Source organism: Cellulosimicrobium marinum (genome assembly GCF_020551945.1).
GTDB lineage: Bacteria > Actinomycetota > Actinomycetes > Actinomycetales > Cellulomonadaceae > Cellulosimicrobium > Cellulosimicrobium marinum.
Genome location: NZ_JAJBZH010000004.1, coordinates 140,306 through 164,658, shown reverse-complemented (window position 1 = coordinate 164,658; position 24,353 = coordinate 140,306). Strand labels below are relative to the sequence as shown.

Sequence of the window (24,353 nt, the reverse complement as noted above, 5' to 3'; positions counted from 1 at the left end):
CGGTGGTGACGTACCGGTCGAGCGGGCCGGAACCGAGAGGGCGCGGGTCGTGGCGGGTCTGGCGGGAGCCGCGAGGGACGAGCGGCGGATGGAAGACCCGCGCCCTCTCGGTGCAGGACCGCGGACCGGACCGGACCGACCGGACCCGACCGGACCCGACCCGACCCGACTGCGGACCACCGGCCTAGGGGCTCCGGCTCAGTACCAGTTGACCGCCTGGGAGTGCGACCAGGCGCCGCACGGGGTGCCGTAGACGGAGGCGATGTAGCCGAGGCCCCAGGAGATCTGGGTCGCGGGGTTGGTGGCCCAGTCGGCGCCGGCGCTCGCCATCTTGGACCCGGGCAGCGCCTGGGGGATGCCGTAGGCGCTGGACGTCGGGTTGTCGGCCGAAGGGTTCCAGTTGGACTCCTTGGTCCACAGGTTCTCCAGGCACGTCCACTGCGCACCGGTCCAGCCCCGCTCGGCGGCGAGAGCCCGGCCGATGGCGCGCGGGTCCTTGGGGCGCTCCTTGGTGCCGCGCACGAGGACGCGGTCGACAGGCTTCTTCGTGACCTTCTCGGAGACGACGTCGCGGGACTCCTCGACGCCGTCGACGAGGGTGACGTCGGCGACGGTGGTGCGCACGCCCTTCGAACCGGTGCGCTGCTCGACGGCGGGGTCGTCGCTGTACCGGTCGGCGTCGGTCTTCTCGACGGTCTCGTAGGCGACGGCCTCGGTCGTCTCCTCGCGCTCGACGGTGACGCGCTGCACGACGAGGGCGACGGTGGGCTCTCCCTCGGCGGGCTTCGCGACGCGCTGCACGCTGACGCGGTCGAGGTCGCCGAGCTCGATGTCGCGCTCGGCGAGGAGCGCGGGGACGCCCACGCCGCCGTCGGGCGCGACGGTGGTCTCGCCGTCGGCGACGACGTCGACGGGGCCGTCGGTGTCGAGGTCGAGGTCGAGGGAGGCGCGGTCCCCGGAGCGGGACGCGACGAGGTGGACGTCGCCTCCGCGGTCGGCGAGGGTGCGCAGGGCCTCGTCGGCGTCGAGCGCGGTGAGCCAGACGTCGGACTGCTCGTCGTCGGTCTGGACGGTGACCTTCTTGCCGAGGCGGACGACGACGTCGGCGCCGTCGTCGAGGGCGGTGTCGGGGTCGGGTGCGACGACGTCGCGGGAGTCGACGGTCACGCCGGCGGCGTCGAGGGCGCCCTGCACGGACCCGGCGAGGGTGGTGAGGGTGCGGATCTCGCCGTCGACGTCGATCGTCACGGTCTTCTGCGCCTCGCCGTAGGCGACGGCGCCGGACCCGACGAGAGTGACGACGGTCGCGGCGGCGACGCCGACCCAGCGGCGGCGCCGCGTGGTGCGGGTGGTGGCGGCGCGCGCGGCGGCCCGGGTGGCGGGCGGTTCGGCGGGGGTGGTGCCGGTGGGCTCGGTCGGGCTCGTGGGCGCGCTGGTGCGCGGTCGGAAGGGGTGCTGCACGCTGGTCCAGTCGTCGAAGGTCCCGGGCACGGGCGGTCGACGTGGCGCGGTCGCGCCTCTCGTGCGGTGTGTCGTGCCGGGGGCACGTGGTCGCCGAGGTCGATCCGCCGATCCGGCGGTCCTCCGGCGTCGTCGCTCGCGCCGGGCGAGCGACCGCCGTGTCCCGACCTGGGCGCATACACCCTCGCGGACTCCACCGCACGCCGGGACACCCGACCGTAACCGATTCGTTATCGAGCGCCAAACCGGCTGGCCACGGCGCGTCCCCGCGGCTCCGGTCAGCCCGCGGGCGTGAGCGTGACCCGCAGGAGGCGGTCGTCGCCGTCGCGCACGTCCCCCCGGCCGTCGGTGTTGCTCGTCAGGACGTACAGCACGGACGCGCCGTCGTCCCCGAGGGGCGTCGCCGGGTCGACCAGCACCGCGCGCAGCCGGCCGTGGTCCGTGAGCAGCGGCTGCGGCTCGCCGAACGCGTCGGGCGACGCACCGCCGTCGGGCGTGGCGAACGGCACGCGCCACAGCGTCTCGCCCCGCAGCCCGGCGAGGTAGGCGCCCTCGCGCGTCGCGGCGAGCCCGCTGGGCGAGGCCTCGTCGGTTCCCCACGTGGCCACCGGGTCCACGAACCCCTGGTCCGCGCCGCCCGTCCCCTCGACGTCGGGCCACCCGTGGTTCCCGCCCGGCTCCACGACGTTGAGCTCGTCCCACGTGTCCTGGCCGAACTCGCTCGCGAGCATCCGGCCCGTCGCGTCCCACGCGATCCCCTGGACGTTGCGGTGCCCGAGGCTCCAGACCGGCGACCCGTCGGGGTTGCCCGGAGCGGCGCGCCCGTCGACGGTGACCCGCAGGATCTTCCCGCCGAGCGACCCGGGGTCCTGCGCCACGCCCTGCTGCGTGGCGTCTCCCGTCGCGACGTAGAGGTGGCCGTCGGGCCCAAACGCGAGCCGCCCGCCGTCGTGGAACTGCGCGGCCGGGATGCCGTCGAGCACGACGTCGAGGGCGGACAGCTCGGTGCCGTCCAGCGTGCCGCGCAGCACCTCGTTGCCGTCCGCCGCGGTCCGGTACACGAACACCTCGCCCGGTGCGTCCCCGTCGTCGGGCCCCACGGCGACGCCGAGCAGGCCCGCCTCGCCGCCCGTGACCGTGCCGTCGCGCAGCTCTTGCGCCCCCGCCCCTCCGACGGGCCGGGTCTGCCCCGTCGCCGGGTCGACGACGACGAGGGACCGCTCGTCGCGCTGCGACACGAGCAGGTGCCCGTCGGGCAGGGCCGCGATCCCCCACGGCGCGTCGAGGCCCGTCGCCACGTCCTCGACCTCGGCCTCGACCTGCGGCACGACGACCAGCGCGCCGCCGTCGGGCGGGTCGGACGTCTCGGGCGGCTCGGTGGTCGGTGTCTCCGCGGTCGGCGTCCGGGTGGTCGGGGTGCTCGTCGTGCCCGACGGCGCGGGCTCCCCGTCCCCTGCGTTGTCGCCCGTGCACGCCGCGAGCAGTCCCACGAGGACGACGCCCGCCGCCGCGCGGCGGGCAGGGCGGTGGGCGGTGGGCATGCACCCATCGTCAGGGCCGATCGTCCTGCCCGCACCCGCGCCACCCGTTCGACGAGCAGATCGCGTGCGTCGCGGGACACTGGAAGCACAAGGCTGTGATCCGCACGGCCCCGGCCCCAGGGAGGCCGAGATGAGAGCGAAGGTGCTCAGCTTCGTCGTCGCCGCCATCGCCTACGGCGTGACCCTCCTCGTCGCGAACCTCGTGCTCGACGGGATGCGCATCGGCTGGTTGTGGGGCGTCGTCGCCGTCGCGCTGTTCACCGTCACGATCACGGTGCTGCGCCCGCTCGTCGTGCGGCTCCTCGGCGAGCACGTCCATGGCTGGACGTGGACCCTCGGCCTCGTCACCGTCCTGGGCTCGCTCGTCGTCACGGCGCTGCTCTCTCCGTCGAGCGGGTTCGACATCGACGGGTTCTGGACCTGGGTGTGGGCCACGCTGATCGTCTGGGTCGGCACGATCGTCTACGACCTCGTCGACGACCGCGCCGTCGCCGCCGCAGGCCGCCGCGTGGACGGCTACCAGCAGCGCCGCCGGCAGACCCCGCCCAGCGCCTCCCCGGCCTGACGCGCCGCCGCGCCCCGTCCCGAGGGAGTACCGCAGTCCGCCCAGGTAGAACCGCAGTCTGCCGAGGTAGTACCCAGGTGCGCCGGCAACGGCCCAGTCCTTGGTCGGTGGTGCCCGACGGCGAGCGGTCACCCCGGGTGGGACGGCACCGGGAGGGGTGGGTGGGGCGCCGCGTCGTGGCGGGTCTGGCGGGAGCCGCGAGGGACGAGCGGCGGTGGGAAGACGCGGCGCCCCACCCGCCCCGACACCCGAGGCGACCCCGCGCCGTCGGGCACGAGAACCCCGGTACTACCTTGCGAGACCAGGGCTACTGAAGGCGGGTGAGGCCGCGCCGGAGGCCGCGGATCGCCTGGCCGATGCGGTGCTCGTTCTCGATGAGCGCGAAGCGCACGAACTCGTCGCCGCCGGGACCGAAGCCCACGCCGGGCGACACGGCGACGTCGCACTCGGTGACGAGGTGCGTCGCGAACTCGATCGAGCCCATGTCTCGGTAGGGCTCGGGGATGCGGGCCCAGGCGAACATCGTGCCGCCGGGCTTGTGGATGTCCCAGCCGATGCGCTGGAGGCCGTCGTGCAGGGCGTCGCGACGCGACTCGTACACCGAGGAGATCTCCTGCGGGTGCTCGGTGGCCTCGTTGAGGGTGACGGTCGCGGCGATCTGGATGGGCTGGAACGTGCCGTAGTCGAGGTAGCTCTTGAGCTTCGCGAGCGCGCCGACCACGTCCTTGCGGCCCACGAGGAACGCGACGCGCCAGCCCGCCATGGAGAACGACTTCGTCATGGAGTACAGCTCGACGGCGACCTCGCGGGCGCCGTCGCACTCCATGATCGACGGGGGGCGGAACCCGTCGAACGTCATGTCGGCGTAGGCGAGGTCGTGCACGAGCACGACGTCCTTGTCGCGGGCCCAGTCGACGAGGCGCTGGAGCTCCTCCTTGGTCGCGACCGTCGTCGTGGGGTTGTGCGGGAACGACAGCACGACGACGCGCGGCTTGGGCCAGCCGAGCTCCCACGCCTCGATGATGCGGTCGATGTACCCCGCGGCGTCGGTCCCGTCGCCGATGGGGACCTGGCGCGCGTCGGCGCCGGCGAAGTACGGGCCCCAGATGTGGATGGGGTAGCTCGGCGTGGGGACGAGGGCGACGTCGCCCGGCTGGAGCAGCACCCACATGAGGTGGCTGAAGCCTTCCTTGGCGCCGATGGTCGAGATGATCTCGGTGTCGGGGTCGAGGGTGACGCCGAACCGGCGCCGGTACAGCCCGGCGACGGCCTCGCGCAGCTTGGGGATGCCGCGCGACGCGGAGTAGCGGTGGTTGCGGGAGTTCTGCGCGGCCTCGGCAAGCTTGTCGACCGCGACCTGCGGGCTCGGCAGGTCGGGGTTGCCGAACCCGAGGTCCACGACGTCGCGTCCTGCTCGGCGTGCCTCGATCTTGAGCCCGTCGATGATGGTGAAGACGTAGGGCGGCAGACCGGGGATCCGGCGGAACTCCATCGCAGTGCTCCTGCTCCGTGGGACGCCCCCGCGCGCGGGGGTGCGCGCGGGTCGCGGGTTTCGCAGCGTACGCCTGCTGCCCGACGCCGCGTGGTCGTGTCTCGCGGCGCGCCTCCCCCGACCTGTCAGCGCGTCGTCGGCCCCTGGACCCGTGGGGTGCTGACAGGTCAGGGGGTGCGGCCGAGGTTGCGCGCCATGCGCTGGAGGGTGGCGACCGTGGTGGCGTACTGCTCGGGGCTGATGCCCTCCGCGACCTGCTCGCGGGTGCGCGACACCGCGTCGAGCAGGTCGTGGTACGCATGGTTGCCTGCGACGGTGACGTGGAGGCCGGCGTCGCCGCGCGCGACCCAGCCGCGCCGCACGAGGTCGTCGACCTCCGCGGTCACGGCCGCGGCCTGCCCGCCGGGTGCGCCCGCCCCGGTGAAGGGCGAGAGGACGCCGTCGACCGCGGTCTCCTCGCTCACGCCGTCCCGGATCGTGTTGAGCACCTGCCAGTGCCGCCGGGTCAGGCCGGAGTGGTGGAACACGCCGTCGACGTTCTCGTCGATGAGCCGGTCGACGAGCTTGAGCCAGTAGCCGATCGGGCGGTCGTCCGTCATGGGTCCTCCTCGTGGTCGACGTCCGCGCGGGCCGCGCCTGCCCTCACTGTCGCACCGGGTGGCAGAGTGGGCACCATGAGCGAGAACCTGGCCTCCCGTGCGCGGCGCGCCCTGATCGTCGTCGACGTCCAGCCGACCTTCTGCGAGGGCGGCGAGCTCGGCGTGGAGGGCGGGAACGCCGTGGCGCGGCGCATCGCGGACCACGCGCGGGACCACCGCGACCGGTACGACCTCGTCGTGACGACGCAGGACTGGCACGTCGACCCGGGCGACCACTGGAGCGCGACGCCGGACTTCGTCGACACGTGGCCCCCGCACGGTGTCGCGGGCTCGCCGAACGCCGAGCTGCACCCGGCGCTCGCGGACCTCGCGCCGGACGCGTCGGTGAAGAAGGGCGAGTACGAGGCCGCCTACTCGGGGTTCGAGGGGGTCGAGACGGACGGCCGGACGCTCGCCGACGTGCTGCGCGGGGCCGGGGTCGAGGCGGTCGACGTCGTGGGGATCGCGGAGTCGCACTGCGTGCGTGCGACGGCGCTCGACGCGCACGCGCTGGGGCTCGCCACGCGCGTGCTGACCGACCTCACGGTGCCGGTCACGCCGGAGCTCGGCGCGGCGGCGCGCGAGGAGCTCGCCGCGGCGGGTGTGACCCTCGTGACCAGCGACGACGTCTGAGGTCGCGGCGGCGCGGAATCCGGTTCCCGGTGTCGGCGCGAGGCACTACTCTCGCCCTGCCGTCGTCGGCACCGGGCCGACGACACCGTTCCGAGAGCGAACCCCATGTCACGCCCTGCCCTGCGCCGTCCGGTGCGCCCTGCCGCCGTCCTGCTCGTCACCTCCTGCCTCCTCGCCACGTCCGCCTGCGGCGTCCTGCTGCCCGGCTCCGAGCCCGTGCGCGACGAGGCGGGCGCGATCACCGAGGCGGACGACGCCGCCGACGTGTTCTCCATCGCCGTCGGCGACTGCACCGACGACGCCGAGGACGCGTCGAGCACCGAGGCGGAGGAGATCTCGACGGTCGCCGTCGTCCCGTGCGGCGAGCCGCACGACAACGAGGTGTACGCGTCCGTCCTGCTCGACGACGGCGACTACCCCGGTCTCGAGGTCGTCGAGGCGGAGGCGGACGAGCGCTGCCTCGGGGAGTTCGAGGGCTTCGTCGGCGCCGCGTACGAGGAGTCGGCGTACGACTACTGGCCCATGTACCCGACGGCCGAGAGCTGGGCGACGGGCGACCGCGAGATCCTGTGCCTCGTGTACCACGGCGAGCTGGAGAAGGTCACGGGCACGCTCAAGGCGATCGGGGGCTGACCGCCCCGCGCGGCGGCGCTCAGCGGCCCCGGGCCGCGAGCGCCGCCGCGTACAGGTCGCGCTTGTGCACGCCGGCGGCGTCGGCGACGTCGGCGACGGCGGTCTTGAGCCGTTCCCCGCCGTCGACACGCGCGAGCACCTCGGGGACGAGGTCGGCGACGGGCACCGGTCCGCGCGCCGGGGCACCACCGACGACGACGCAGATCTCCCCGCGCAGCGGCTCCGCGCCGGCGCGTTCCGCGAGCTCCGCGAGGTCGCCGCGCAGCACCTCCTCGTACGTCTTGGTGAGCTCGCGCGCGACGGCGCCGGGCCGGTCGGCGCCGAACGCGTCGGCCATCGCGGCGAGGGTCTCGGCGACGCGGTGCGGCGCCTCGAAGAACACGAGGGTGCGGGGCTCGTCCGCGAGGGCGGCGAGCGTGCGCGCCCGCTCCCCCGCCTTGCGGGGCAGGAACCCTTCGAAGCAGAACCGGTCGGTGGGCAGCCCGGACAGGGCGAGCGCGGTGAGCACGGCGCTCGGGCCGGGCGCGGCCGTCACGGGCACGCCGCGCTCCACGGCGCGCGCGACGACCCGGAAGCCGGGGTCGGACACGCTGGGCATCCCGGCGTCGGACACGACGAGCACGGTCCCGCCGTCGTCGACCACGTCGAGCAGGTCGTCGGCCTTCTCGGCCTCGTTGTGCTCGTGGAAGCTCACGACCCGGCCGCCGACCTCCACCCCGACGCGCGCCGCGAGGGCGCGCAGCCGCCGGGTATCCTCCGCGGCGACGACGTCCGCCTCCGCGAGCAGGCGCCGCAGCCGCGGGCTGGCGTCCTCGGCGTTGCCGATCGGGGTGCCCGCGAGCACGAGGTGACCCGCCTCGCGCGGGGTCGTGGCGGCGTCGGGCACGGCGGGATCGGCGGGCGCGGAGGTCATGGCGTCCAGGGTTCCACACGCCTGCCCCTACCATGGCCTGCGTGTCCCAGCCGCCCGTGGACGCGCGTCCCGCGTCGAGCCCGTTCCCTCCCGTGCCCGACGACGCCCCGGCGGCCGCGCAGGGCGGCGCGCCCCCCGGTGCCGCGCCGGTGAGCGCCCCGGACGCCCCGGCCCCGACGCACCGCGAGCGCCTCCTGTTGGCCCTCCTGGGCCCGCGCCGCCTCGCGCTGGGCGCCACCGCGCACGACCGCCTGTGGGCCTGGCTGGGCGTCACGATCGTGGCGGTGGTCGCGGCGGTGCTGCGGCTGTGGCACGTGGGCCGCCCGGACACCCTGGTCTTCGACGAGACGTACTACGTGAAGCAGGCGTGGACGCTGCTCCAGGTGGGGTACGAGGCCGACTGGCCGGAGGAGCCCAACCCGGCGTTCGAGGCCGGCGACGTGGACTCGTACCTCCCGACCGCCGACTACGTGGTCCACCCGCCGCTCGGCAAGTGGATGATCGCCGCCGGCATGAAGGTCATGGGCGGTGCGGACGACCCGGTGTCGTGGCGCCTCGCGTCCGCGGTCGTCGGGGTGCTCGCCGTGGTGCTCGTGGCGTGGGCCGCGCGACGGCTGTTCGCGTCGACGGCCATGGGGATCGTCGCGGGCGCGCTCATGGCGGTCGACGGCGAGGCGATCGTGCACGCCCGCACCGGGCTGCTCGACAACATGCTCATGTTCTGGGTGCTCCTCGCGTTCGTGTTCCTCCTGCTGGACCGCGAGCAGGCACGACGGCGCCTCGCGGAGCGCTGCGGGGCGATCCTCGACGCGGGCGGGACGATCGGCCGGTACGGGCCCCGGCTCGGCTGGCGGTGGTGGCGGTTCGCAGCGGCCGTGTCGCTCGGCCTCGCGTGCGGGGTGAAGTGGTCGGGGCTGTACTTCCTCGCCGTGTTCGCCGTGCTGTCGGTCCTGTGGGACGCGACCGCCCGCCGCACCGCCGGGATCGAGCGGTGGTGGGAGGACGCGCTGCTCGTCGACGCGATCCCCGCCGCCCTCGTCATGCTCCCCACCGCCGCCCTGGCCTACCTCGCGACCTGGACGTCGTGGTTCCGCTCCCCCGGCGCGTACATGCGCCAGTGGGCGCTCGAGAACCCCGGCGAGGGCGTGCAGTGGCTCCCGCCCGCGCTGCGCTCGCTGTGGGAGTACCACACGAGCATGTGGACGTTCCACACGGGCCTGACGTCGGAGCACCCCTACGAGTCGCACCCGCTCGGGTGGATCGTCCAGTGGCGGCCGACGTCGTTCTACTGGCGCTCCTACGACCCCGGCCAGGAGGGCTGCGAGGTCGAGCGGTGCGCCCGCGCCATCACGTCCCTCGGCAACCCGGTCCTGTGGTGGACGGCGGCGGCGGCCGTCCTCGTGACGCTCGTCCTGCTGTGGCGGCTCAAGGACTGGCGGGCGCTCGCGGTGCTCAGCGGGCTCGTCGCCGGGTGGGTGCCGTGGTTCGTCTACGCCGAGCGGACCATCTTCACCTTCTACTCGATCGTGTTCACGCCGTGGGTGGTCCTCACGCTGGTGTACGTGCTCACGGTCGCGCTCGAACGGACGGAGAGGTCCTCGGGGCGCCGGCTGGTGCGCCGGGGCATCGGGGTGCTGCTCGCCGTGATCGGGGTGGTCAGCGTGTTCTTCTACCCGCTCTGGTCGGGGTGGCAGGTGCCGTACTGGTTCTGGAACATGCACATGTGGCTGCCGAGCTGGATCTGACGCGTCACTGGTAGCTCACGAAGTCCGGTGTGGGCTCGACCTGCCACGTCTGCTCGGGCGTGAGCATGGGCGCGTCCTCGTCGTAGAAGTTCTTCCAGCCCCACCACACCCCGGGCGGCGCGTCCTCGTGCAGCCGGCGCCACGTCGCGGCCTTCGCCGCCTGGCCGCCCTGCCCGTCGGCGTGGATCACGACCGCGAGCTCCGGGTGCGCGGTGTCGAGGCGGTCGCGGTCCGTGATCATCGACGTGCGGAACTGGTGCAGGAGGAAGATCTTCTGCGGCAGGTCGTGCTCGCGCACCATGTCGGCGAGCCAGTCCCCGACGGCGTTCACCTCGTCCACGTCGACGGACCCGATCTGCTCCAGGTGCACCTCGTCCGGGGCGAGCCGCCACTCCGGGTCGAGCGCGAGGCCGACGTGCGGCTCGCGCAGCAGGTCCTCGTACTCCCGCGCCTGCGTGAGGAAGTCGGTACGGCCCGGCTGGAGGTCCAGCACGACGTAGACCCCCGCATCACGCGCGGCGTCGACGTAGGGCCGCACGAGGTCCGCGGACCGCTCGTTGGAGTAGTTGCCGTCGTCCCCCGCCGACCCGGACGCGACCGTGGTGATGATCTCGAGCGTCGGGACCACGGGCTGGTCGGTGAGCGCCTCGTAGGCCGCGGCGTGCTCCTGCGCGCGGGCGATCGTGGCCGGGACGTCCTGCTCGCCGAGCACTCCGAGCACCGGGGCTCCCGGCGCCCCGTACAGCGCCACGTAGGTGCGGCCCGGCAGGGCGACCTGGCCCCCGCCGGGCAGCTCCGCCCCCGTCGCGGCGGTCTCCACGCGCCACGCCAGGTCGTCGCCCGTCCCGAACGAGGGACCGAGCCCCACGGTGCCCGACGTCGCGCCCTCCGCCCGCGCGTCGTGCACGCCCTGGACGGTGGCGGACGTCGCACGCGGGTCGCCCCCGGGCACGTCCAGCACCCGGGCGCCCGACGCGCGGGCCGTCGCCCCGGCGAGCACGCTCCCCGGGGTCGTCGCCCGGTCGGTGAGCGCGAGCACCCCGGTCACGCGCTCGGTCTCGCCCACGGGCGGGAGCTCCGCACGCGCGGCGTCCACCGCGGCCGCCAGCGCCGCGTCGTCGGGCGTGCCGTCGTCGGCGAGCACGTCGCCCGGGTCGACCGACACGGTCGCGCGGCCGAGGTCCTGCGGGGCAGCCCCGGTCGGGGCGTCGGTGTCCTCATCGGTCGGGGCGTCGGTGGTCGGGTCGGTGGTGGCGTCGGTCGGGTCGGCGGTCGGCTCGGCCGTCGCGTCCGCAGGCGGCGGGCCGACGCGCACCGTCCCGACCGCGCCCAGGCGGTCGAGCTCGGCCACGAGGTCGTCGTCGCTCGCCGCGCCCCCGGTCACGAGCACGGGCGCCCCGACCTGCTCGGCGAGCGCGCCCGCCGCCGCGGCAGCGGTCGACCCGTCGTCCCCCGCCGTGTCGACCAGGACGGCGAGCGGCGCCGCCTCGAAGAACGTCCGGCTCGTGGCGAGCGCGAGGAGCGACGCGTCCTGCTCGTCGAGCGTCGTCACACCCTCTGGCGCGGCGCCGCGCGCGACGGGACGCGGCGGCGCGGTCGTGCTGCTCGTGGCGTCCGACGGCGCGGGCTGCGGCGTCCCGCCCGTGCACCCCGCGACCCCCACGGCGAGGGCGAGCGTCGCCGCGAGGGCGACCACGCGGCGTCGGGCACCGCGACGGGACGGGGCGGTGGGACCGGACGACGCGGTGGGACGGGACGGGGCGGGCGGAGGCACGGGGACGAGCACCTCATCGATGGTGGCAACGCGCGCCGTGGCGCGCGACCGGGGTGCGGGTGAGGTGCCTCACCCGCCCCCGCGGGTCACCAGTCGACCTGCGGCGACGGGTGGAACGCGCGGCCGTCGCGGCGCCAGGACGCGGCCTCGACCGCCACGCGCCGCCGGTAGTCCTCCCAGTCCTTGCGGTCGGGCGCGGTCCACGCGACCTCGGCGACCGCGGACAGCCGCGGCAGGAGCATCGTGAACAGCTCGTCGGTCGTCGCGATCCGCTCGGTCCACACGGCCGCCTCGACACCCTCGATGGCGTCGGCGGGCATGCCGTCGACCACGTGCTCGGGGTCCCAGTCGTAGGAGTCGCGCAGCTCGACGAGCCCCGCCCAGTCCTGGCCGAGCGGGAAGTCCGCGGTGTACTTCATGTCGAGGTACACCTTGTTCGCGGGCGACATGAGGATGCGCGCCCCCGCCTTCGCCGCGTCGACGAGGTACGTGAGGTCCATCGGGTGCGTGTCCCAGTACTGCACGACCGTGCCCGGCCGCAGCGGCGCACGCGCCGCCTCCTGCCACGCCACGGGCTTCTTCCCCGCCTCGAGGATCACGCGCTCGCACAGCTCGACGAACCGCCCGTACTCGGCGGGCTCCATCTTCAGCACCTCGTCGCCGCCGAGGTGGACGTACTCGCCGTCGGTGGCGTGCGCGAGGTCGGTAAACACGTCCCGCAGGAACGGCTCCGTCGCCGGCAGGTCGAACGTCAGCCGGGAGAACCCGACCTCGATGCCGAAGTACTCGTCCGTCGGCGTCCCGTCGGGCACGAGCTCGCCGTAGACGTGCGTCGCGGCGTTGATGTGCCCCGGGACGTCGATCTCCGGGACCACCGTCACGTACCGCTGCGCCGCGTACTCCTGCAGCGCGTGGAAGTCCGCGAGGGACAGGTACCCGCCCGTGCCGCCCGCGCAGTCGCCCCCCGACGACAGCTTCGCGAGCTCGGGCCGGGACGGCGACTCGATGCGCCAGCCCTGGTCGTCCGTGAGGTGCAGGTGCAGCACGTTGAGCTTGTACGCGCCCATGACGTCGATCACGGCGCGCAGGGCGTCCGGCCCGAAGAAGGTGCGCGCCAGGTCGACGGACAGGCCGCGCCACGGGTAGCGCGGCGCGTCGTGCACGACGGCGTGCGGGACCCGGCCGGCGCCGTCGTCGTCCCGCTCGACGAGCTGGCGCAGCGACCGGACCGCGTGCAGCAGGCCGGCGGGCTGCGCCGCGGTGGCGACCACGCCGTCGGCGTCGACGACGAGCGAGTACCGCTCCGCGGAGGTGGACCCCGCCGGGCCCGCCGCGGGGTCGAGGCGGAGCGCGACCGGGGTGGGCGACCCGGCACCCGGGGCGCCCGCGACGTCGGCGAGGAGGCCGGCCGCGAGGTCCGCGAGGTCGGGGGCGTCCGGGACGTCCGCCTGGACGCGGACCCCGGCCAGGGTCAGGGACGCGCCGCTGGTGCGGACGTCCAGCGGCTGCGGGAGGAGGGAGACCATCGGAGGAACCTCGTCGTCGTCGGGGTGGTCTGACGCTCGCCACGCCGTGATCGAATCGATTCGGGCGTTTGCGAGGACGCCACCGTAACGCGCTCCGCGCGCGGAACCAAGAGGACCCCGGGACGCGCCCCGGTGCGGTCAGGGAGCGGCGACGTACCGCGGGGCCGGGTCCAGGGCGAGGACGCCCGCGACGTCGCGCGCCGGGTCCTGCGACCCCGTGGTCCACCCCGCGAGCGTGCCCTCCGGGAGCGCAGCGTTCACCTCGTCCCACAGCGCGACCCGCTGCGTGTACCCGCTCGCGACCGCCTGCACGACGACCGCGACCTCGCCGTCACCGACCCGCGTCCCCGCGAGGTCCTCGACCGCACCCACCTCCGGCAGGCGCAGCACCACGAGCTTCTGCGGCGTCCCCTCGGCACGCACGACCTCCCCCACGCCGCGCACCGCGGCGTCGACCTCGTCCGCGCCCACCACCTCGGGCCACCCGTCCACGTCGCGGGAGGACACGTCCAGGACGACGCCCGTCCCCGGGTCGGCGAGGAGGTCCGCGTACTCCGCGACCTGCTCCTCGAACGTCGACCCGCCCGGCTCGAACCGCAGCAGCACGTGGACGCCCGCGTCCGCCGCCGCCTCGACGAAGGGGCGCAGGGCCGCGCTCGGAACCTCGGTGGAGTAGTCGCCGTCCTCGCCCGCCACGGACGAGAGGCGCGTCGCGGCCACCTCGACCACGGGGACGGTCGTCCGCTCGTCCTGCGCCGCGAACGCGTCCGCCGCGTCCGACGCCCGCGCGAGGGCGGCGTCCGCCACCTCCGCGGGGACCGCCTCCAGCGCAGGCGTCACCGGGTCCGCCTCCACGACCACCGCGCGCGTCTCGCCCGGCAGCACGAGCTGCGAGCCCGACGGCAGCAGCGCCCCCGACTCCGCCGCCCGCACGCGCCACGCGAGCTCCTCGGAGGTCCCGAGCTCGGCACCGATCCCGACCACGGCCAACGCCTTCGCCGACGCGATCTCCTCCACCACCGCCGCGTCCGCCCGCGGGTCACCGCCCGGGACCTCCAGCGGGAGCGCGCCTGCCGCCCGCGCCGTCGCGACGGCCGCGAGCTGCGTCTCGCCCGGCTGCGCGAGCACCAGCACCTCCGTGAGCACGTCCGCGTCGCCCCGGTCGGGAAGCTCCGCACGCAGGTCGTCCACGTCACGCGGGTCGAGCTCGCCGTCGGGCGTCAGCGCGTCCACGTCCAGGCGCACCACCTGCACGCCCCCGAGGCCGTCCAGCGACGTCGTCGGGGCGGCCTGCTCCGTGTCGTCGCTGCCGGGCGGCGTCGCCTCCTCGCCCACCTCGACCACCGCGACCGCGCCCAGCCGCTGGATCTCCGTGCGCAGGCCCTCCGCCGAGATCGCACCCCCCACGAGCAGCACCGGAGCCGTGAGCTCTGCCGCCGCGGCCGCGGCGACGGCCTGCGCCGACGGGTCGCCCGCCGCCGCGACGACCACCACGGGCGCCGTCGCGAAGAACGCCTGGCTCGCCGTCAGCGCCAGCTCCGCCGCGTCCGTGGAACCCAGCACCAGCGCCGTGTCCTGGGGCTCGGCCGCGCGGGCCACCAGGCCCGTCGGGCGCGGACCGCCGTCGGCCTCCGCGCGGCCGGTCGCGCACCCGGCGAGCAGAGGGACCGCCGCGACGACGAGCGCGGCAGATGCGGCGAGCGTGACGAATCGGGCGTTCCGTGAATTCACGGCTCCATCATCGCGCACCCGCACCGGCGGGACGACCCACGCGTGTGAGGGAGTGGTGGAGCCTGCCGCACCCGCCCCGCACCCGGTCGTTCCCGGGCGCGCCGGGACGGGGCCTGGTCAGGCGGCACCAGCACCGGCATACTGGCCGCGCCTGTACACACATCCGAGGAGAGCACCTGCATGTCCACCCCTGACCAGCCTGAGCGCCCCCAGGACCCTCAGCAGCCGACGCCGTCCGGCCCGCCCGCGTACGGCGCCTCCCAGCCCGGGGAGCCCACGCAGGCACCGCAGTACGGCGCACCGTCCGCCCCGCAGTACGGCGCGCCCCAGGCGCCGCAGTACGGCAGCGGCACGCCCGGCTACTCCGCCGCCCCCGCCCAGAACCCGGGCAAGACCATGGGGATCGTCGGCTTCGTGCTGTCGTTCCTCGGCTGCCTGTCGATCGTCGGCATCATCCTGAGCATCGTCGCGCTCAACAAGTCGAAGAAGGCCGGCTTCAGCAACGGTCTCGCGCTCGCCGGCATCATCATCGGCGCCGTCGTCCTCATCGGGACGATCATCTCCGGTGTCGTCTTCTGGCAGGGCCTGCAGATCATCAACGAGGCCTGCGAGGGCATCCCCTCCGGCGGCACGACCGTCTACGAGGGCGTCAACGTCACCTGCCCCTGACGCCGCACCACCCGCGACCGACCGCGTCGCACCCGAAGGCTCCCGCCCACGGCGGGGGCCTTCGGTCGTCCCGCCCGACCCGACCCGAGCGAGGAGGCCCGCGTGCCCGTCCGACTGACCGGTGAGCTCGTCTGCGACGACGCCGCGCAGGCCGCGACCGTGCGCGAGCATCTGCCACGGCACGTCGCGCTGACGCTCCGCGAGCCCGGCTGCACGGCGTTCGACGTCGCACCCACCGAGGACCCGCTCGTCTGGCGGGTCGACGAGTGCTTCGTCGACGAGGCCGCGTTCCGCGCCCACCAGGAGCGCGTCGCGGCGAGCACCTGGGGGACGGCCACCGCGGGCATCACGCGCCGCTACCGCGTCGACCGGGACGACGGGCCCTAGCGTCCGGCCGACGCGGTCAGCGGGAACCGCGCGTCGAGACGCGAGCCAATGACCGTCTGCTTGAGGCCCTGGAGCAGCGGTCGGCCCGCACCGACGACGAGGACGGGGACGAGGACCACCTGCCAGCCGGTGACGTCCGTGAGGTAGAGGATCACGGCAGCCAGGAAGAGGACGACGCCGACCGCCCAGAAGATCTGGTCGTAGCCCTGCTCGACCCGCGCACGCTGAGCACGCTGGGCGTTCGCCTGCTCGACCCGCGTGCGCTCGTCGAGGGCCTGGACGGAGGCGGCGAAGTCGTCCCGTGCGACCTCCTGGAAGAGCTCGGAGACAGGGACGTCCAGAGCACCGGCGATCAGGGAGAGGCTCTCGAGGGACGCGTCGGCCCCGGACTCGAGGCGCTGGATCGTGCGGACCGCGACGCTCGACGCCTCGGCGAGGCGCTCCTGCGTCCAGCCGCGGGACCGTCGGAGCTCGGGGATGCGGGTCGTGTTCGTGTTCATGGCCATCAACCTAGTTCTCGGCCCCCGACACGGGAACGACACGCACCCGACAGGCACCCGCCAACCACCCGCCACCTCCCCGCCAGTGGCGCTGACCTGCGGTGATACCTCAGTCGCCGCCGGCGGGTCGTCGCCCGCGCCGGCACGCCCGACCGCGCCGGCCCTGGAGCTCTCGGCCGGGTGGACCCGCAGAAGATCCGGTGAGGCCCGCAGAACGACGAAGGCCGCTGATCTGCACGACGTGCGGATCAGCGGCCTGTCTGGTGGAGCTAGGGGGATTCGAACCCCCGACCTTCTCATTGCGAACGAGACGCGCTACCAACTGCGCCATAGCCCCTTGAGCGGTGTACAGACTAGCACCCCGGGGGCGGGGTCCCGCAAACCAGCCGCCCCCGGGGGACACCGCTACTGCCCGGACGCGCGGCGTCGGGCGAGGATCTCGTCGAGCGCCAGGCCGAGGGTCTCGGTCGACGGCTTGCGGACGTCTCCGTCCGCGGGCTCCGGCGCGGAGACGGGCACGGGAGCCGCGTCGTCCGCCGCGGAGGTGACGTCACCGTCCGTGAGCGGCGCGGGCTCGCGACGCGGCGCGGGGGCCTTCATCGTGTACGTCGGCCGCGGCACCGGGACCGGGTCCCAGGCGCGACCCGACGGCACGTGCTCGACCTCCGGGCCGTCGGAACCCTCCACAGCATCGGAGTTCTCCGCGACGACAGGCGTCTCCGCACCGCCTGCGGGAGCGGGCGTCACGACCGCGGGGACTCCCTCCTCGGCGTCGTCGGAGCCGCTGGCGCGCGACGACGACGCCTCGCGCGCGGAGGCGGACCGCGGCGCGCCCTGCGCCGTCGCCGTCGCGGTGGCCGACGCCGTCGCCGTCGCGGTGGCCCGCGCGAGGTCCTGCGGCGTGACGCGCGGGATCATCTGCGTGCTCACCTGCGACCCGTGCACGGCCCGGCCGGTGACACGGGGCCGGACGTTGCGGGGTGCGGCCGGCGCCCCGGCCGGGGCGCGCGCCGGGCGGGTGGCGCGACGCCGCTCGGCCAGCCACGCGGCGTCGGCCCGGCGGGCGGACAGCACGGCGCGGCGGCCCAGCACGAGGACGAGCGCGAGCAGGGCCGTCGGGATCGCGCCGGCCCACCACGGGGCGAGCCCGAGACCGACGACGACCCACACCACGACGCTCGCGAGCAGCAGCACGACGGTCAGGGCGAGACGACGCCGTGCCGCCGCGGCACGACGTTCGAGCAGGGCGAGCCGTGACGCGGGAGGACGGGCGGGAGGCGCACCCTGCGGGGGTGCCGCACCGACGCTGGTCTGCATGGCGTCCTCTTCCTCGTCGTCCCGCCGGCCGGACGGCCGGTCCTGCTCCCCCGTCACGGCGGGAGCGGCGCCGAGCAGAGCCCGCACCTCCCCCGTCGGTCCACCCGCGATCGCGGCGGCGCCGTCGAGCCCCACCCGCAGCCCGTCCGGCGCGGCGAGCCGTGGCCCCGCGACGGCGAGGACGCGCAGCGCACCGGAGAACCGGTCCTCCGTGCGGGCCTCCAGCAGCTGCTGACGCTGGCGCACCCGGTGGGGCACGTAGTAGCCCAGCCACAGCAGGACCACCGCGAGCGCGACGACCCCTGAGGCTGATTCCACGTTCCGACGGTAGGCGAGGCCGTCGCGGGCAGGGCGCACGCGCCCCGGCGTGTCGGGGTGCGCGTCGTCGGTCAGGGGTCTCGGCGTGCGGCCTGCCAGCGGGCGAGCAGGCCGTGCGGCACCTCCTCGGCCGTGAGGGCGAACGTCCGGTGGTCGCGCCAGTCGCCCTGGATGTGGAGGAACCGCTCGCGCACCCCCTCGTCGCGCAGGCCGAGCTTCTCGACGACGCGCAGGCTCGGCCCGTTCTCGGGGCGGATGTTGATCTCGATGCGGTGCAGCCCCAGGACGGAGAAGCAGTAGTCGGTCGCCATGGCGACCGCGGTGGGGATGATGCCGCGCCCCGCGACGTGCTCGCTCACCCAGTACCCGATGCTCGCGCCGCACAACGAGCCGTACGTGATGGAGGAGACGGTGAGCTGACCGACGAGGGCGCCGTCGAACTCCACCGCGAACGGCAGCGACGACCCGCTGCGCGCCTGGGCGGACAGCGCGCGCACGTACTCGGCGAAGGTCGGAGGCCCGCCGGGGCCCGGGCGCGGCGACGTGGCCTCCCACTGCTCCAACCACTCGGCGTTGTGCGCGCGCAGGCGCATCCACGCCTGCCCGTCCCGGCGGCGCAGCGGACGCAGCACGACCGACCCGTCGAGCGCGTCCTCGCGCAGCGTGACCGGCCACGGCTTCGCGACGGTCCACGCCCGGGCGGGCCGTCCCGTCATCGCACGACCTCTCGCGCAGGGTCCATCGTCGGCCCACCTCTCCCGTGCCGAAGCACGGACGTCCCGGCCTCGCTGACAGGATCTACCACGGCTGCGGGTGGCACCACCACCCGCAGCCGTGGCCGTGGCCGTGTCGGTCAGCCGAGGGTGACGACGACGCGCACCTCGCTGCCCGCGGGCTGCGCGGGGACCGGGATGGCGGGGTCGTGCTCGACGCCGTCGACCGTGACCGAGCGCACGCCCTTCGAGACGTGGTCCGGGTTGCGGACCTCGATGTCGTAGACGGCGCCGCGCCACTCGCGACGCACCTCGAACCCGTCCCAGTCCTTCGGGATCGACGGGTCGACGACCAGGCCGTCGAGCGCGAGACGCACGCCGAGGACGTACTTCGTCACGGCCGTGTACATCCACCCGGCGGTGCCGGTGAGCCACGGGTTCTGCGCCTTGCCGAACCACTCGTGGTCGCGCCCGTAGAGGAACTGCACGTAGGCGTACGGCTCGGCGCCGCGCACCTCGATGTTGTCGTTCTGGTTGAACGGGAGGATCGCGTCGTAGAACTGCACCGCCTCGTCGCCGCGGCCCAGCATCGCCTCGGCGATGATCGGCCACGCGTTCGGGTGGGAGAAGATCGCGGCGTTCTCCTTGATGCCCGGGTAGACGCGCGTCACGAAGCCGACGGTGTCGTCGACCTTCGTGAACGCCGGCCAGTTGAGGTGGTTGCCGTACTCGGAACCGAGGAGCTCGCGCACCGCGTCCATCGACGCCTCGCCGCGCTCCTGGCTCGTGATGCCCGCGATGACCGGCCACGCCTGGTGCTCGAGGAAGATCTTGCCCTCCTCGTTCTCGGCCGAGCCGATCTTCACGCCGTCGCGCGTGTAGCCGCGGATCCACCAGCGGCCGTCCCACAGCTGCGCGTCGGCGACCTTCGCGATGCGCTCGCGCTCCGCGGAGAAGCGCGCGACGTCGGCCTCGGCACGCTCGTCCCCCGCGGCGGCGAGCGGCTGCGCGATCTCGAGGAACGCGCCGATCGCCCACGCGTGGAGGAACGTCACGAGCGACGTCTCGCCGCCGCCCAGGTTGAGGCAGTCGTTCCAGTCGGCGCGCAGCCCGAGCGCGACGCCGTTCTGGCCGACCTGCTCCGCGGAGAACTCCAGCGCCTTGACCAGGTGGTCGTAGACCGTCGCGGGCGTGCCCTCCGCGAACGGGATCTCCAGGTCGAGGAACGCGCGGTCGCCCGTCTCCTTGACGTACTCCACGACCGACGGCACGAGCCACAGGTGGTCGTCCGAGCACGTGTCCTCGAGACCGTGGATGAGGTCCTTCGGGTCGACCGTCGGGACGATCGTCGGCGACGGGACGTCGGGCAGCTTCTCCGCGTCCGGGTCGAACGCCTTCGGGTCGAACAGGTGCAGGCCGTACCCGGCCTCCGTCTGGGCGCGCAGCAGCTCGACGATGCGCTGGCGGGTCTTGCCCGGGTTCGAGTGGATGACGCTCATGACGTCCTGCGCCGTGTCGCGGTACCCCAGCCCGGCACGGCCGCCCACCTCGACGAACGACGCGAACCGCGACCACTGCACGCACGTCTCCGCCTGGAGCAGCGTCCACGTGTTGATCATCGTGTTCATGCCCTCGTGCGGCGTGCGGATCCGCAGCTTGTCCTGCTTGGCGCGCCAAAAGTCGCGCAGGCGGGCCCGCTCGGCGTCGACCGTCGCGAGGTCGGAGTACTTCGCCTGGATCGCGCGGCCCGCGGCGTCGCGCGACCCGTAGCCGAGCATGTACACGAGGCGCTTCGTCTCGCCCGGCGCGAGGGTGACGGTGTGCTGGAGCGAGCCGCAGTGGTTCTGCGTCGTGGCGGACTCGTTGCTGCCCTCGCCGCGCTCGATCGCGATCGGGTTCGCCTCGCTGCGGTACGGCCCGATGAAGTTGTCGCGCAGCGAGTCGTACGACGACGGCGTCTCGCTCGACGCGAAGAAGTGGTACGTCCACGGCTCGTAGTAGAAGTCGTACTCGATGATCCCGTCCTCGTACGAGGACCCGGACGCGTAGAGCGACATCTGCAGGTTCTGGTTGTCGATCGTGATGGTGTGGAAGCTGAACTCCACGTACGACCCGACGGACAGCTCGCGGACCTCGTCCGTGGTGTTGGTCAGGCGCACGTCCCAGACCTCGACGTCGTCGTCCACCGGGATGAAGATCGTCTGCTCGGCGTCGACGCCCTTGTACTCGGCGCGGAACGTCGAGTAGCCGAGGCCGTGCCGCGTGGTCCACCGGCCCGCGCCCCCGGTCGGGTCGAGCTCCTCGCCCGGGCCGACGAACGGCTTGCCGACCGGCTGCCACGACACCGACCAGTAGTCGCCGTCCGCCGCGTCGCGCAGGTACACGTAGTGGCCGGGACGGTCCACGGGCACGCCGTTCTGACGGAACCGCGTGATCCTGCCGTACTGCGAGCTCTTGTAGTACGAGTACCCGCCGCCGGTGTGGGACAGCACCGTGCACAGGTTCTTGCTGCCCAGGTAGTTCGTCCAGGAGACCGGGACGTCGGGGCGCTCGACGACGTACTCGTCGCGCGCGGTGTCGAAGTGGCCGTAACGCATCGTTGCTCTGGTTCCAATCCGGTGGTGCGGCGTGGCGGGTGGTGCGGACGCCCGGAGCGGCCGGGCGCCGTGCCGGTCAGACGCCGGCGGTGACGAAGCCCTTGAGCCAGTCGAGCAGCTCGGCGGCCTTCTCGGGGGTGTCCGCCTCGACGAACATGCGCAGCACGGGCTCGGTGCCGGAGAACCGCAGCAGGGCCCAGTTGTCGTTCTCGAGGAGGATCTTCGTGCCGTCGAGGTGCGACACGGACACGACCGGGTACGGCCCGACGTGCGTGAGGGGCTCGGCCTCCAGACGACGCGGCACCTCGACGCGCATCTCGGGCGTGGCGGGCACGCCCGCCTCGAGCGTGTACAGGCGGCCCGTGATCTCGTAGATCATCGCGCGCAGCTCGGAGATCCGCTTGCCCGTGCGGGCCAGCATCTCGGCGACGAGCGCGCACGCGAAGATGCCGTCCTTGCCGAGGATCCAGCCGCGGATCGTCAGGCCGCCCGACGACTCGCCGCCGAGCACCGCCCCGATCTCCTCCATGCCCGCCGTGACGTGCTTGAAGCCGACCTTGACCTCGCGCGACTCCTCGCCCAGGTGGGCGGCGAGCCGGTCGAGCAGGTGCGTCGTCGCGAGGTTGCGCACGACGCCGCCCTTCTCCCCGCGGACCTCGTGCAGGTACCAGTAGAGGAGGAGCAGGAGGTCGTTCGTCGAGATGTACTCGCCGGTCTCGTCGACGATGCCGATCCGGTCGGAGTCGCCGTCGGTCGCCATGCCCAGGTCGTAGCGGCCGCCGCCGTTGCGGATCATCGTGACGAGCGTGCTCAGGCGCTGCAGGTCCGGTGCGGGCGCCACGCCGCCGAACAGCGGGTTGTGCGCGGCGTGGATGAACTCCGAGCGCACCCGCATGTCCGACAGGATGGTGCCGAGCGTGAGCTGGCTCGTGCCGTACATCGGGTCGACGACGACCTGCAGGTCGGAGCCGCGCACCGCGTCGACGTCGATGATCTCCTCGATCGCGTCGACGTACGGGTCGGTGAGGACGCGGTCGACGACGACGCCCGTGCGGCGCGCGATGTCGATGTCGAGCGTGATGACGTCGTCCACGGACAGCGCGTTGGCCTCGTCCTGGTAGCGGTCCGTCTCCTCGTCGAGCGGGAGCGAGCCGTCGGCGCGGAACACCTTCATGCCGTTCCACTCGGGCGGGTTGTGGCTCGACGTGACGATGATGCCGTACGCGGCGCCGAGGTAGGGGGCGGCGAACGTCACGAGGGGCGTGGGGACGTCGTCGGGCAGGAGGGTCACGGCGATGTTGTTGCCGGCGAACACCTCGGCCGCCGCGATCGCGGACTCGCGGGACAGGAAGCGGCGGTCGCCGCCGATGACGACCCCGCGGCCGTCGATCCCCTGCCGCACCGTCTCGTTGGCGATCGCCTGGCACAGGCGGCGCACGTTCGCGAGCGTGTACCCCTCGCCGATGACGGCGCGCCACCCGCCGGTGCCGAACACGATCTTCGTGTCGGTGTTCTTCTTCGGCACGAACAGGCGCTTGAGGACGACGTCGGCGGCCTCCTCGAGCTCGGCGGGCGTGTTGATGCCGCGCACCTCGTCCGTGTCGTAGATGCGGTACGACGAGATGCGACGACCCGCGCCGATGACGCGGCGCGCGAGCTCGGTGAGCCGGTGCTCCCCGCCCGCCGCCATCGTCTCCAGCTCGCGGAACAGCAGGTCGGGCGACGCGACGTACGCCCCGACGTTGACCTCCGGGCGGTCCCCGACCGGCGCGCCCGCACGGTCCTCGGCCTCGACGATCGCGCTGATCTGGCCCTCCGCGCGGACCACGAGGCCCGAGCTCGGCTGCGGCTCGTCGACGACGGCCGACAGCAGCGACAGGTCCGCGCCGGTCAGCGCGTGGCGCGTGAGCAGGCCGAGGAGCGACTCGGAGCGCAGGAGCGGCGTGTCCGCGTACGCGACGAGGACGGAGCCCTCGGCACCGGCGCCGAGGACCGACGCGATCGCGCCCCGCGCCGCGAGGACCGCGTCCCCCGTGCCGCGCGGCTCCGCCTGCTCGACGTAGACGACGTCCTCGCCGAGCAGCTCGCGCACCGTCGGGTCGTCGGGCGAGACCACGACGACGACGCGCGACGGGTCGACGATCTTGCGGACGTTCGCGACGGCCAGCTCCACGACGGTGGCGCTGCCCAGGGGGCGGGTCAGGAGGTCGCGCGACGCGGCGTCGTGCCCGGCGGCGAGGACGACGGCGGCCCGTGCGGCCCGCGGGGCGCCCGCGGCCAGGGGGACGGACGCGCCGCGCGCGGCGGGTGACGCGGCGCTCGCCGCGGTGGTCGGTGCGATGGACGGTGCGGTCATGTCGCCCCTCAGGGTCGGTGGTGGGCCGGACCCGGCGAGACCGTGTTTGTCAGGAGTCCGAACTACTACGCGCTCCGATCATAGGCCCGCCCGAGCCGTGCGCGGAACTCGTCCACACCGTTCTCACCCGCCGATCCGCGACCGCGCGGACGGGCGCGCCGCCGCTCGTGCACCCCCGGCGGGTCCCGCGGGGTGACAATAGGGACATGAGTGGCCCGGTCCAGCCGTACCCCCTGCACGGAAGCATCGAAGCCGAGGACGCGAAGGAGATCCTCCGCAAGGCCATCCGCACCAACCGCCAGACCCGGTCCGAGCGGCTCCGCAAGGAAGCGGCCGCCGCCATCGCGGACGTGGTCGAGACGATCCCCGAGGTCGCGGCGGCGACCTGCGTCGCGTCGTACGCGGCGCGGCCCGCCGAGCCCGGCACCCTCGACCTCCTGGAGCGGCTCGCGGGCCGCGGCGTCCGCATCCTCCTGCCCGTCCTCGGCGCGGGGCTGCAGCGCGACTGGGCGGAGTACGCCGGCCCCGAGGACCTCCAGGTGCGCGCGCCCGGACGCCCGCCCGAGCCCGGCAGCGACCCCCTCGGCCCCGAGGCGATCGGCCTCGCCGACGTGGTCGTCGCCCCTGCGCTCGCGGTCGACACGCGGGCCGTGCGCCTGGGCCAGGGCGGCGGCTGGTACGACCGCGCCCTGGAGCACGCACGCCCCGACGCGAAGGTCGTGGCCGTCGTCTTCCCCGAGGAGGTCTACGACGCCGCGGACCGCCCCCTGCCGCGCGAGGCGCACGACCGCCCCGTCGACGCCGTCGCGACGCCGAACGGGTGGCGCTGGCTGCCCTGACCGGG

At 74.3% G+C, this 24,353-nt stretch carries 20 protein-coding genes and 1 tRNA gene; 7 read left to right on the top strand and 14 right to left on the bottom strand.

Going from position 1 to position 24,353, the window contains the following annotated elements:
• Positions 1 to 198 precede the first annotated feature (198 nt).
• The gene (locus LGQ04_RS10625; RefSeq protein ID WP_229243676.1) at positions 199 to 1,491 is read right to left on the bottom strand and encodes a resuscitation-promoting factor; all 1,293 of its coding nucleotides are present in this window, start codon (positions 1,489 to 1,491) and stop codon (positions 199 to 201) included.
• A gap of 248 nt (positions 1,492 to 1,739) precedes the next feature.
• A complete protein-coding gene (locus LGQ04_RS10620) occupies positions 1,740 to 3,002 on the bottom strand; it encodes a PQQ-dependent sugar dehydrogenase (protein WP_229243675.1) in 1,263 nt (420 codons plus the stop codon).
• A 130-nt stretch (positions 3,003 to 3,132) separates the two neighbouring features.
• Here LGQ04_RS10620 and LGQ04_RS10615 point away from each other — a divergent pair, with 130 nt between their 5' ends.
• Complete coding sequence (locus LGQ04_RS10615; protein ID WP_229243674.1) at positions 3,133 to 3,567, top strand: phage holin family protein; 435 nt, start codon at positions 3,133 to 3,135, stop codon at positions 3,565 to 3,567.
• A gap of 307 nt (positions 3,568 to 3,874) precedes the next feature.
• On the opposite strand, the gene LGQ04_RS10610 is transcribed toward LGQ04_RS10615, so the two are convergent.
• Both LGQ04_RS10610 and LGQ04_RS10605 read right to left on the bottom strand, forming a co-directional pair.
• Complete coding sequence (locus LGQ04_RS10610) at positions 3,875 to 5,059, bottom strand: aminotransferase class I/II-fold pyridoxal phosphate-dependent enzyme (protein WP_229243673.1); 1,185 nt, start codon at positions 5,057 to 5,059, stop codon at positions 3,875 to 3,877.
• Positions 5,060 to 5,226: 167 nt separating this feature from the next.
• The gene (locus LGQ04_RS10605; protein ID WP_229243672.1) at positions 5,227 to 5,658 is read right to left on the bottom strand and encodes a MarR family winged helix-turn-helix transcriptional regulator; all 432 of its coding nucleotides are present in this window, start codon (positions 5,656 to 5,658) and stop codon (positions 5,227 to 5,229) included.
• Positions 5,659 to 5,733: 75 nt separating this feature from the next.
• On the opposite strand from LGQ04_RS10605, the gene LGQ04_RS10600 reads away from it, so the two are divergent.
• Together LGQ04_RS10600 and LGQ04_RS10595 are read left to right on the top strand one after the other, a co-directional pair.
• Positions 5,734 to 6,330, top strand: a complete 597-nt coding sequence (locus LGQ04_RS10600) for an isochorismatase family protein (protein ID WP_229243671.1) — start codon at positions 5,734 to 5,736, stop codon at positions 6,328 to 6,330.
• A 105-nt stretch (positions 6,331 to 6,435) separates the two neighbouring features.
• Positions 6,436 to 6,963 carry a septum formation family protein gene (locus tag LGQ04_RS10595; protein ID WP_229243670.1) on the top strand — a complete coding sequence of 176 codons (528 nt, stop codon included), beginning with the start codon at positions 6,436 to 6,438 and terminating at the stop codon, positions 6,961 to 6,963.
• Positions 6,964 to 6,982: 19 nt separating this feature from the next.
• Here LGQ04_RS10595 and rsmI read toward each other — a convergent pair whose 3' ends face one another.
• A complete protein-coding gene (rsmI, locus tag LGQ04_RS10590) occupies positions 6,983 to 7,876 on the bottom strand; it encodes a 16S rRNA (cytidine(1402)-2'-O)-methyltransferase (protein ID WP_229243669.1) in 894 nt (297 codons plus the stop codon).
• 32 nt (positions 7,877 to 7,908) lie between these two features.
• Here rsmI and LGQ04_RS10585 point away from each other — a divergent pair, with 32 nt between their 5' ends.
• The gene (locus LGQ04_RS10585; RefSeq protein WP_267494742.1) at positions 7,909 to 9,621 is read left to right on the top strand and encodes a dolichyl-phosphate-mannose--protein mannosyltransferase; all 1,713 of its coding nucleotides are present in this window, start codon (positions 7,909 to 7,911) and stop codon (positions 9,619 to 9,621) included.
• Between the two features lie 4 nt (positions 9,622 to 9,625).
• Here the strand turns inward: LGQ04_RS10585 and LGQ04_RS10580 are convergent, their stop codons facing one another.
• The 3 genes from LGQ04_RS10580 to LGQ04_RS10570 form a co-directional block, all read right to left on the bottom strand.
• Positions 9,626 to 11,317 (bottom strand): IolE/MocC family protein, encoded by a 1,692-nt coding sequence (locus tag LGQ04_RS10580; RefSeq protein WP_229243667.1) that lies wholly within the window; start codon positions 11,315 to 11,317, stop codon positions 9,626 to 9,628.
• Between the two features lie 164 nt (positions 11,318 to 11,481).
• Positions 11,482 to 12,921 (bottom strand): beta-N-acetylhexosaminidase, encoded by a 1,440-nt coding sequence (locus LGQ04_RS10575; protein ID WP_229243666.1) that lies wholly within the window; start codon positions 12,919 to 12,921, stop codon positions 11,482 to 11,484.
• A 138-nt stretch (positions 12,922 to 13,059) separates the two neighbouring features.
• Positions 13,060 to 14,652 carry a hypothetical protein gene (locus LGQ04_RS10570; RefSeq protein ID WP_229243665.1) on the bottom strand — a complete coding sequence of 531 codons (1,593 nt, stop codon included), beginning with the start codon at positions 14,650 to 14,652 and terminating at the stop codon, positions 13,060 to 13,062.
• A 180-nt stretch (positions 14,653 to 14,832) separates the two neighbouring features.
• Here LGQ04_RS10570 and LGQ04_RS10565 point away from each other — a divergent pair, with 180 nt between their 5' ends.
• Both LGQ04_RS10565 and LGQ04_RS10560 read left to right on the top strand, forming a co-directional pair.
• Positions 14,833 to 15,321 carry a DUF4190 domain-containing protein gene (locus tag LGQ04_RS10565; RefSeq protein WP_229243664.1) on the top strand — a complete coding sequence of 163 codons (489 nt, stop codon included), beginning with the start codon at positions 14,833 to 14,835 and terminating at the stop codon, positions 15,319 to 15,321.
• A gap of 102 nt (positions 15,322 to 15,423) precedes the next feature.
• On the top strand, positions 15,424 to 15,708 hold the full coding sequence (locus LGQ04_RS10560) for a putative quinol monooxygenase (RefSeq protein ID WP_229243663.1): 285 nt from the start codon (positions 15,424 to 15,426) through the stop codon (positions 15,706 to 15,708).
• Here the strand turns inward: LGQ04_RS10560 and LGQ04_RS10555 are convergent.
• The 6 genes from LGQ04_RS10555 to LGQ04_RS10530 form a co-directional block, all read right to left on the bottom strand.
• Positions 15,705 to 16,208 carry a helix-turn-helix domain-containing protein gene (locus LGQ04_RS10555; protein ID WP_229243662.1) on the bottom strand — a complete coding sequence of 168 codons (504 nt, stop codon included), beginning with the start codon at positions 16,206 to 16,208 and terminating at the stop codon, positions 15,705 to 15,707. The genes LGQ04_RS10560 and LGQ04_RS10555 overlap by 4 nt on opposite strands.
• 261 nt (positions 16,209 to 16,469) lie before the next feature.
• A tRNA-Ala gene (locus LGQ04_RS10550) sits at positions 16,470 to 16,545 on the bottom strand.
• Positions 16,546 to 16,613: 68 nt separating this feature from the next.
• Positions 16,614 to 17,843 carry a hypothetical protein gene (locus tag LGQ04_RS10545; RefSeq protein ID WP_229243661.1) on the bottom strand — a complete coding sequence of 410 codons (1,230 nt, stop codon included), beginning with the start codon at positions 17,841 to 17,843 and terminating at the stop codon, positions 16,614 to 16,616.
• A gap of 71 nt (positions 17,844 to 17,914) precedes the next feature.
• The gene (locus tag LGQ04_RS10540) at positions 17,915 to 18,559 is read right to left on the bottom strand and encodes a GNAT family N-acetyltransferase (protein WP_229243660.1); all 645 of its coding nucleotides are present in this window, start codon (positions 18,557 to 18,559) and stop codon (positions 17,915 to 17,917) included.
• Between the two features lie 137 nt (positions 18,560 to 18,696).
• Complete coding sequence (locus tag LGQ04_RS10535; RefSeq protein WP_229243659.1) at positions 18,697 to 21,153, bottom strand: glycoside hydrolase family 94 protein; 2,457 nt, start codon at positions 21,151 to 21,153, stop codon at positions 18,697 to 18,699.
• Positions 21,154 to 21,229: 76 nt separating this feature from the next.
• On the bottom strand, positions 21,230 to 23,509 hold the full coding sequence (locus tag LGQ04_RS10530) for an NTP transferase domain-containing protein (protein WP_229243658.1): 2,280 nt from the start codon (positions 23,507 to 23,509) through the stop codon (positions 21,230 to 21,232).
• A 206-nt stretch (positions 23,510 to 23,715) separates the two neighbouring features.
• Between LGQ04_RS10530 and LGQ04_RS10525 the strand changes: the two genes are divergently transcribed.
• The gene (locus tag LGQ04_RS10525) at positions 23,716 to 24,348 is read left to right on the top strand and encodes a 5-formyltetrahydrofolate cyclo-ligase (RefSeq protein WP_229243657.1); all 633 of its coding nucleotides are present in this window, start codon (positions 23,716 to 23,718) and stop codon (positions 24,346 to 24,348) included.
• Positions 24,349 to 24,353 lie beyond the last annotated feature (5 nt).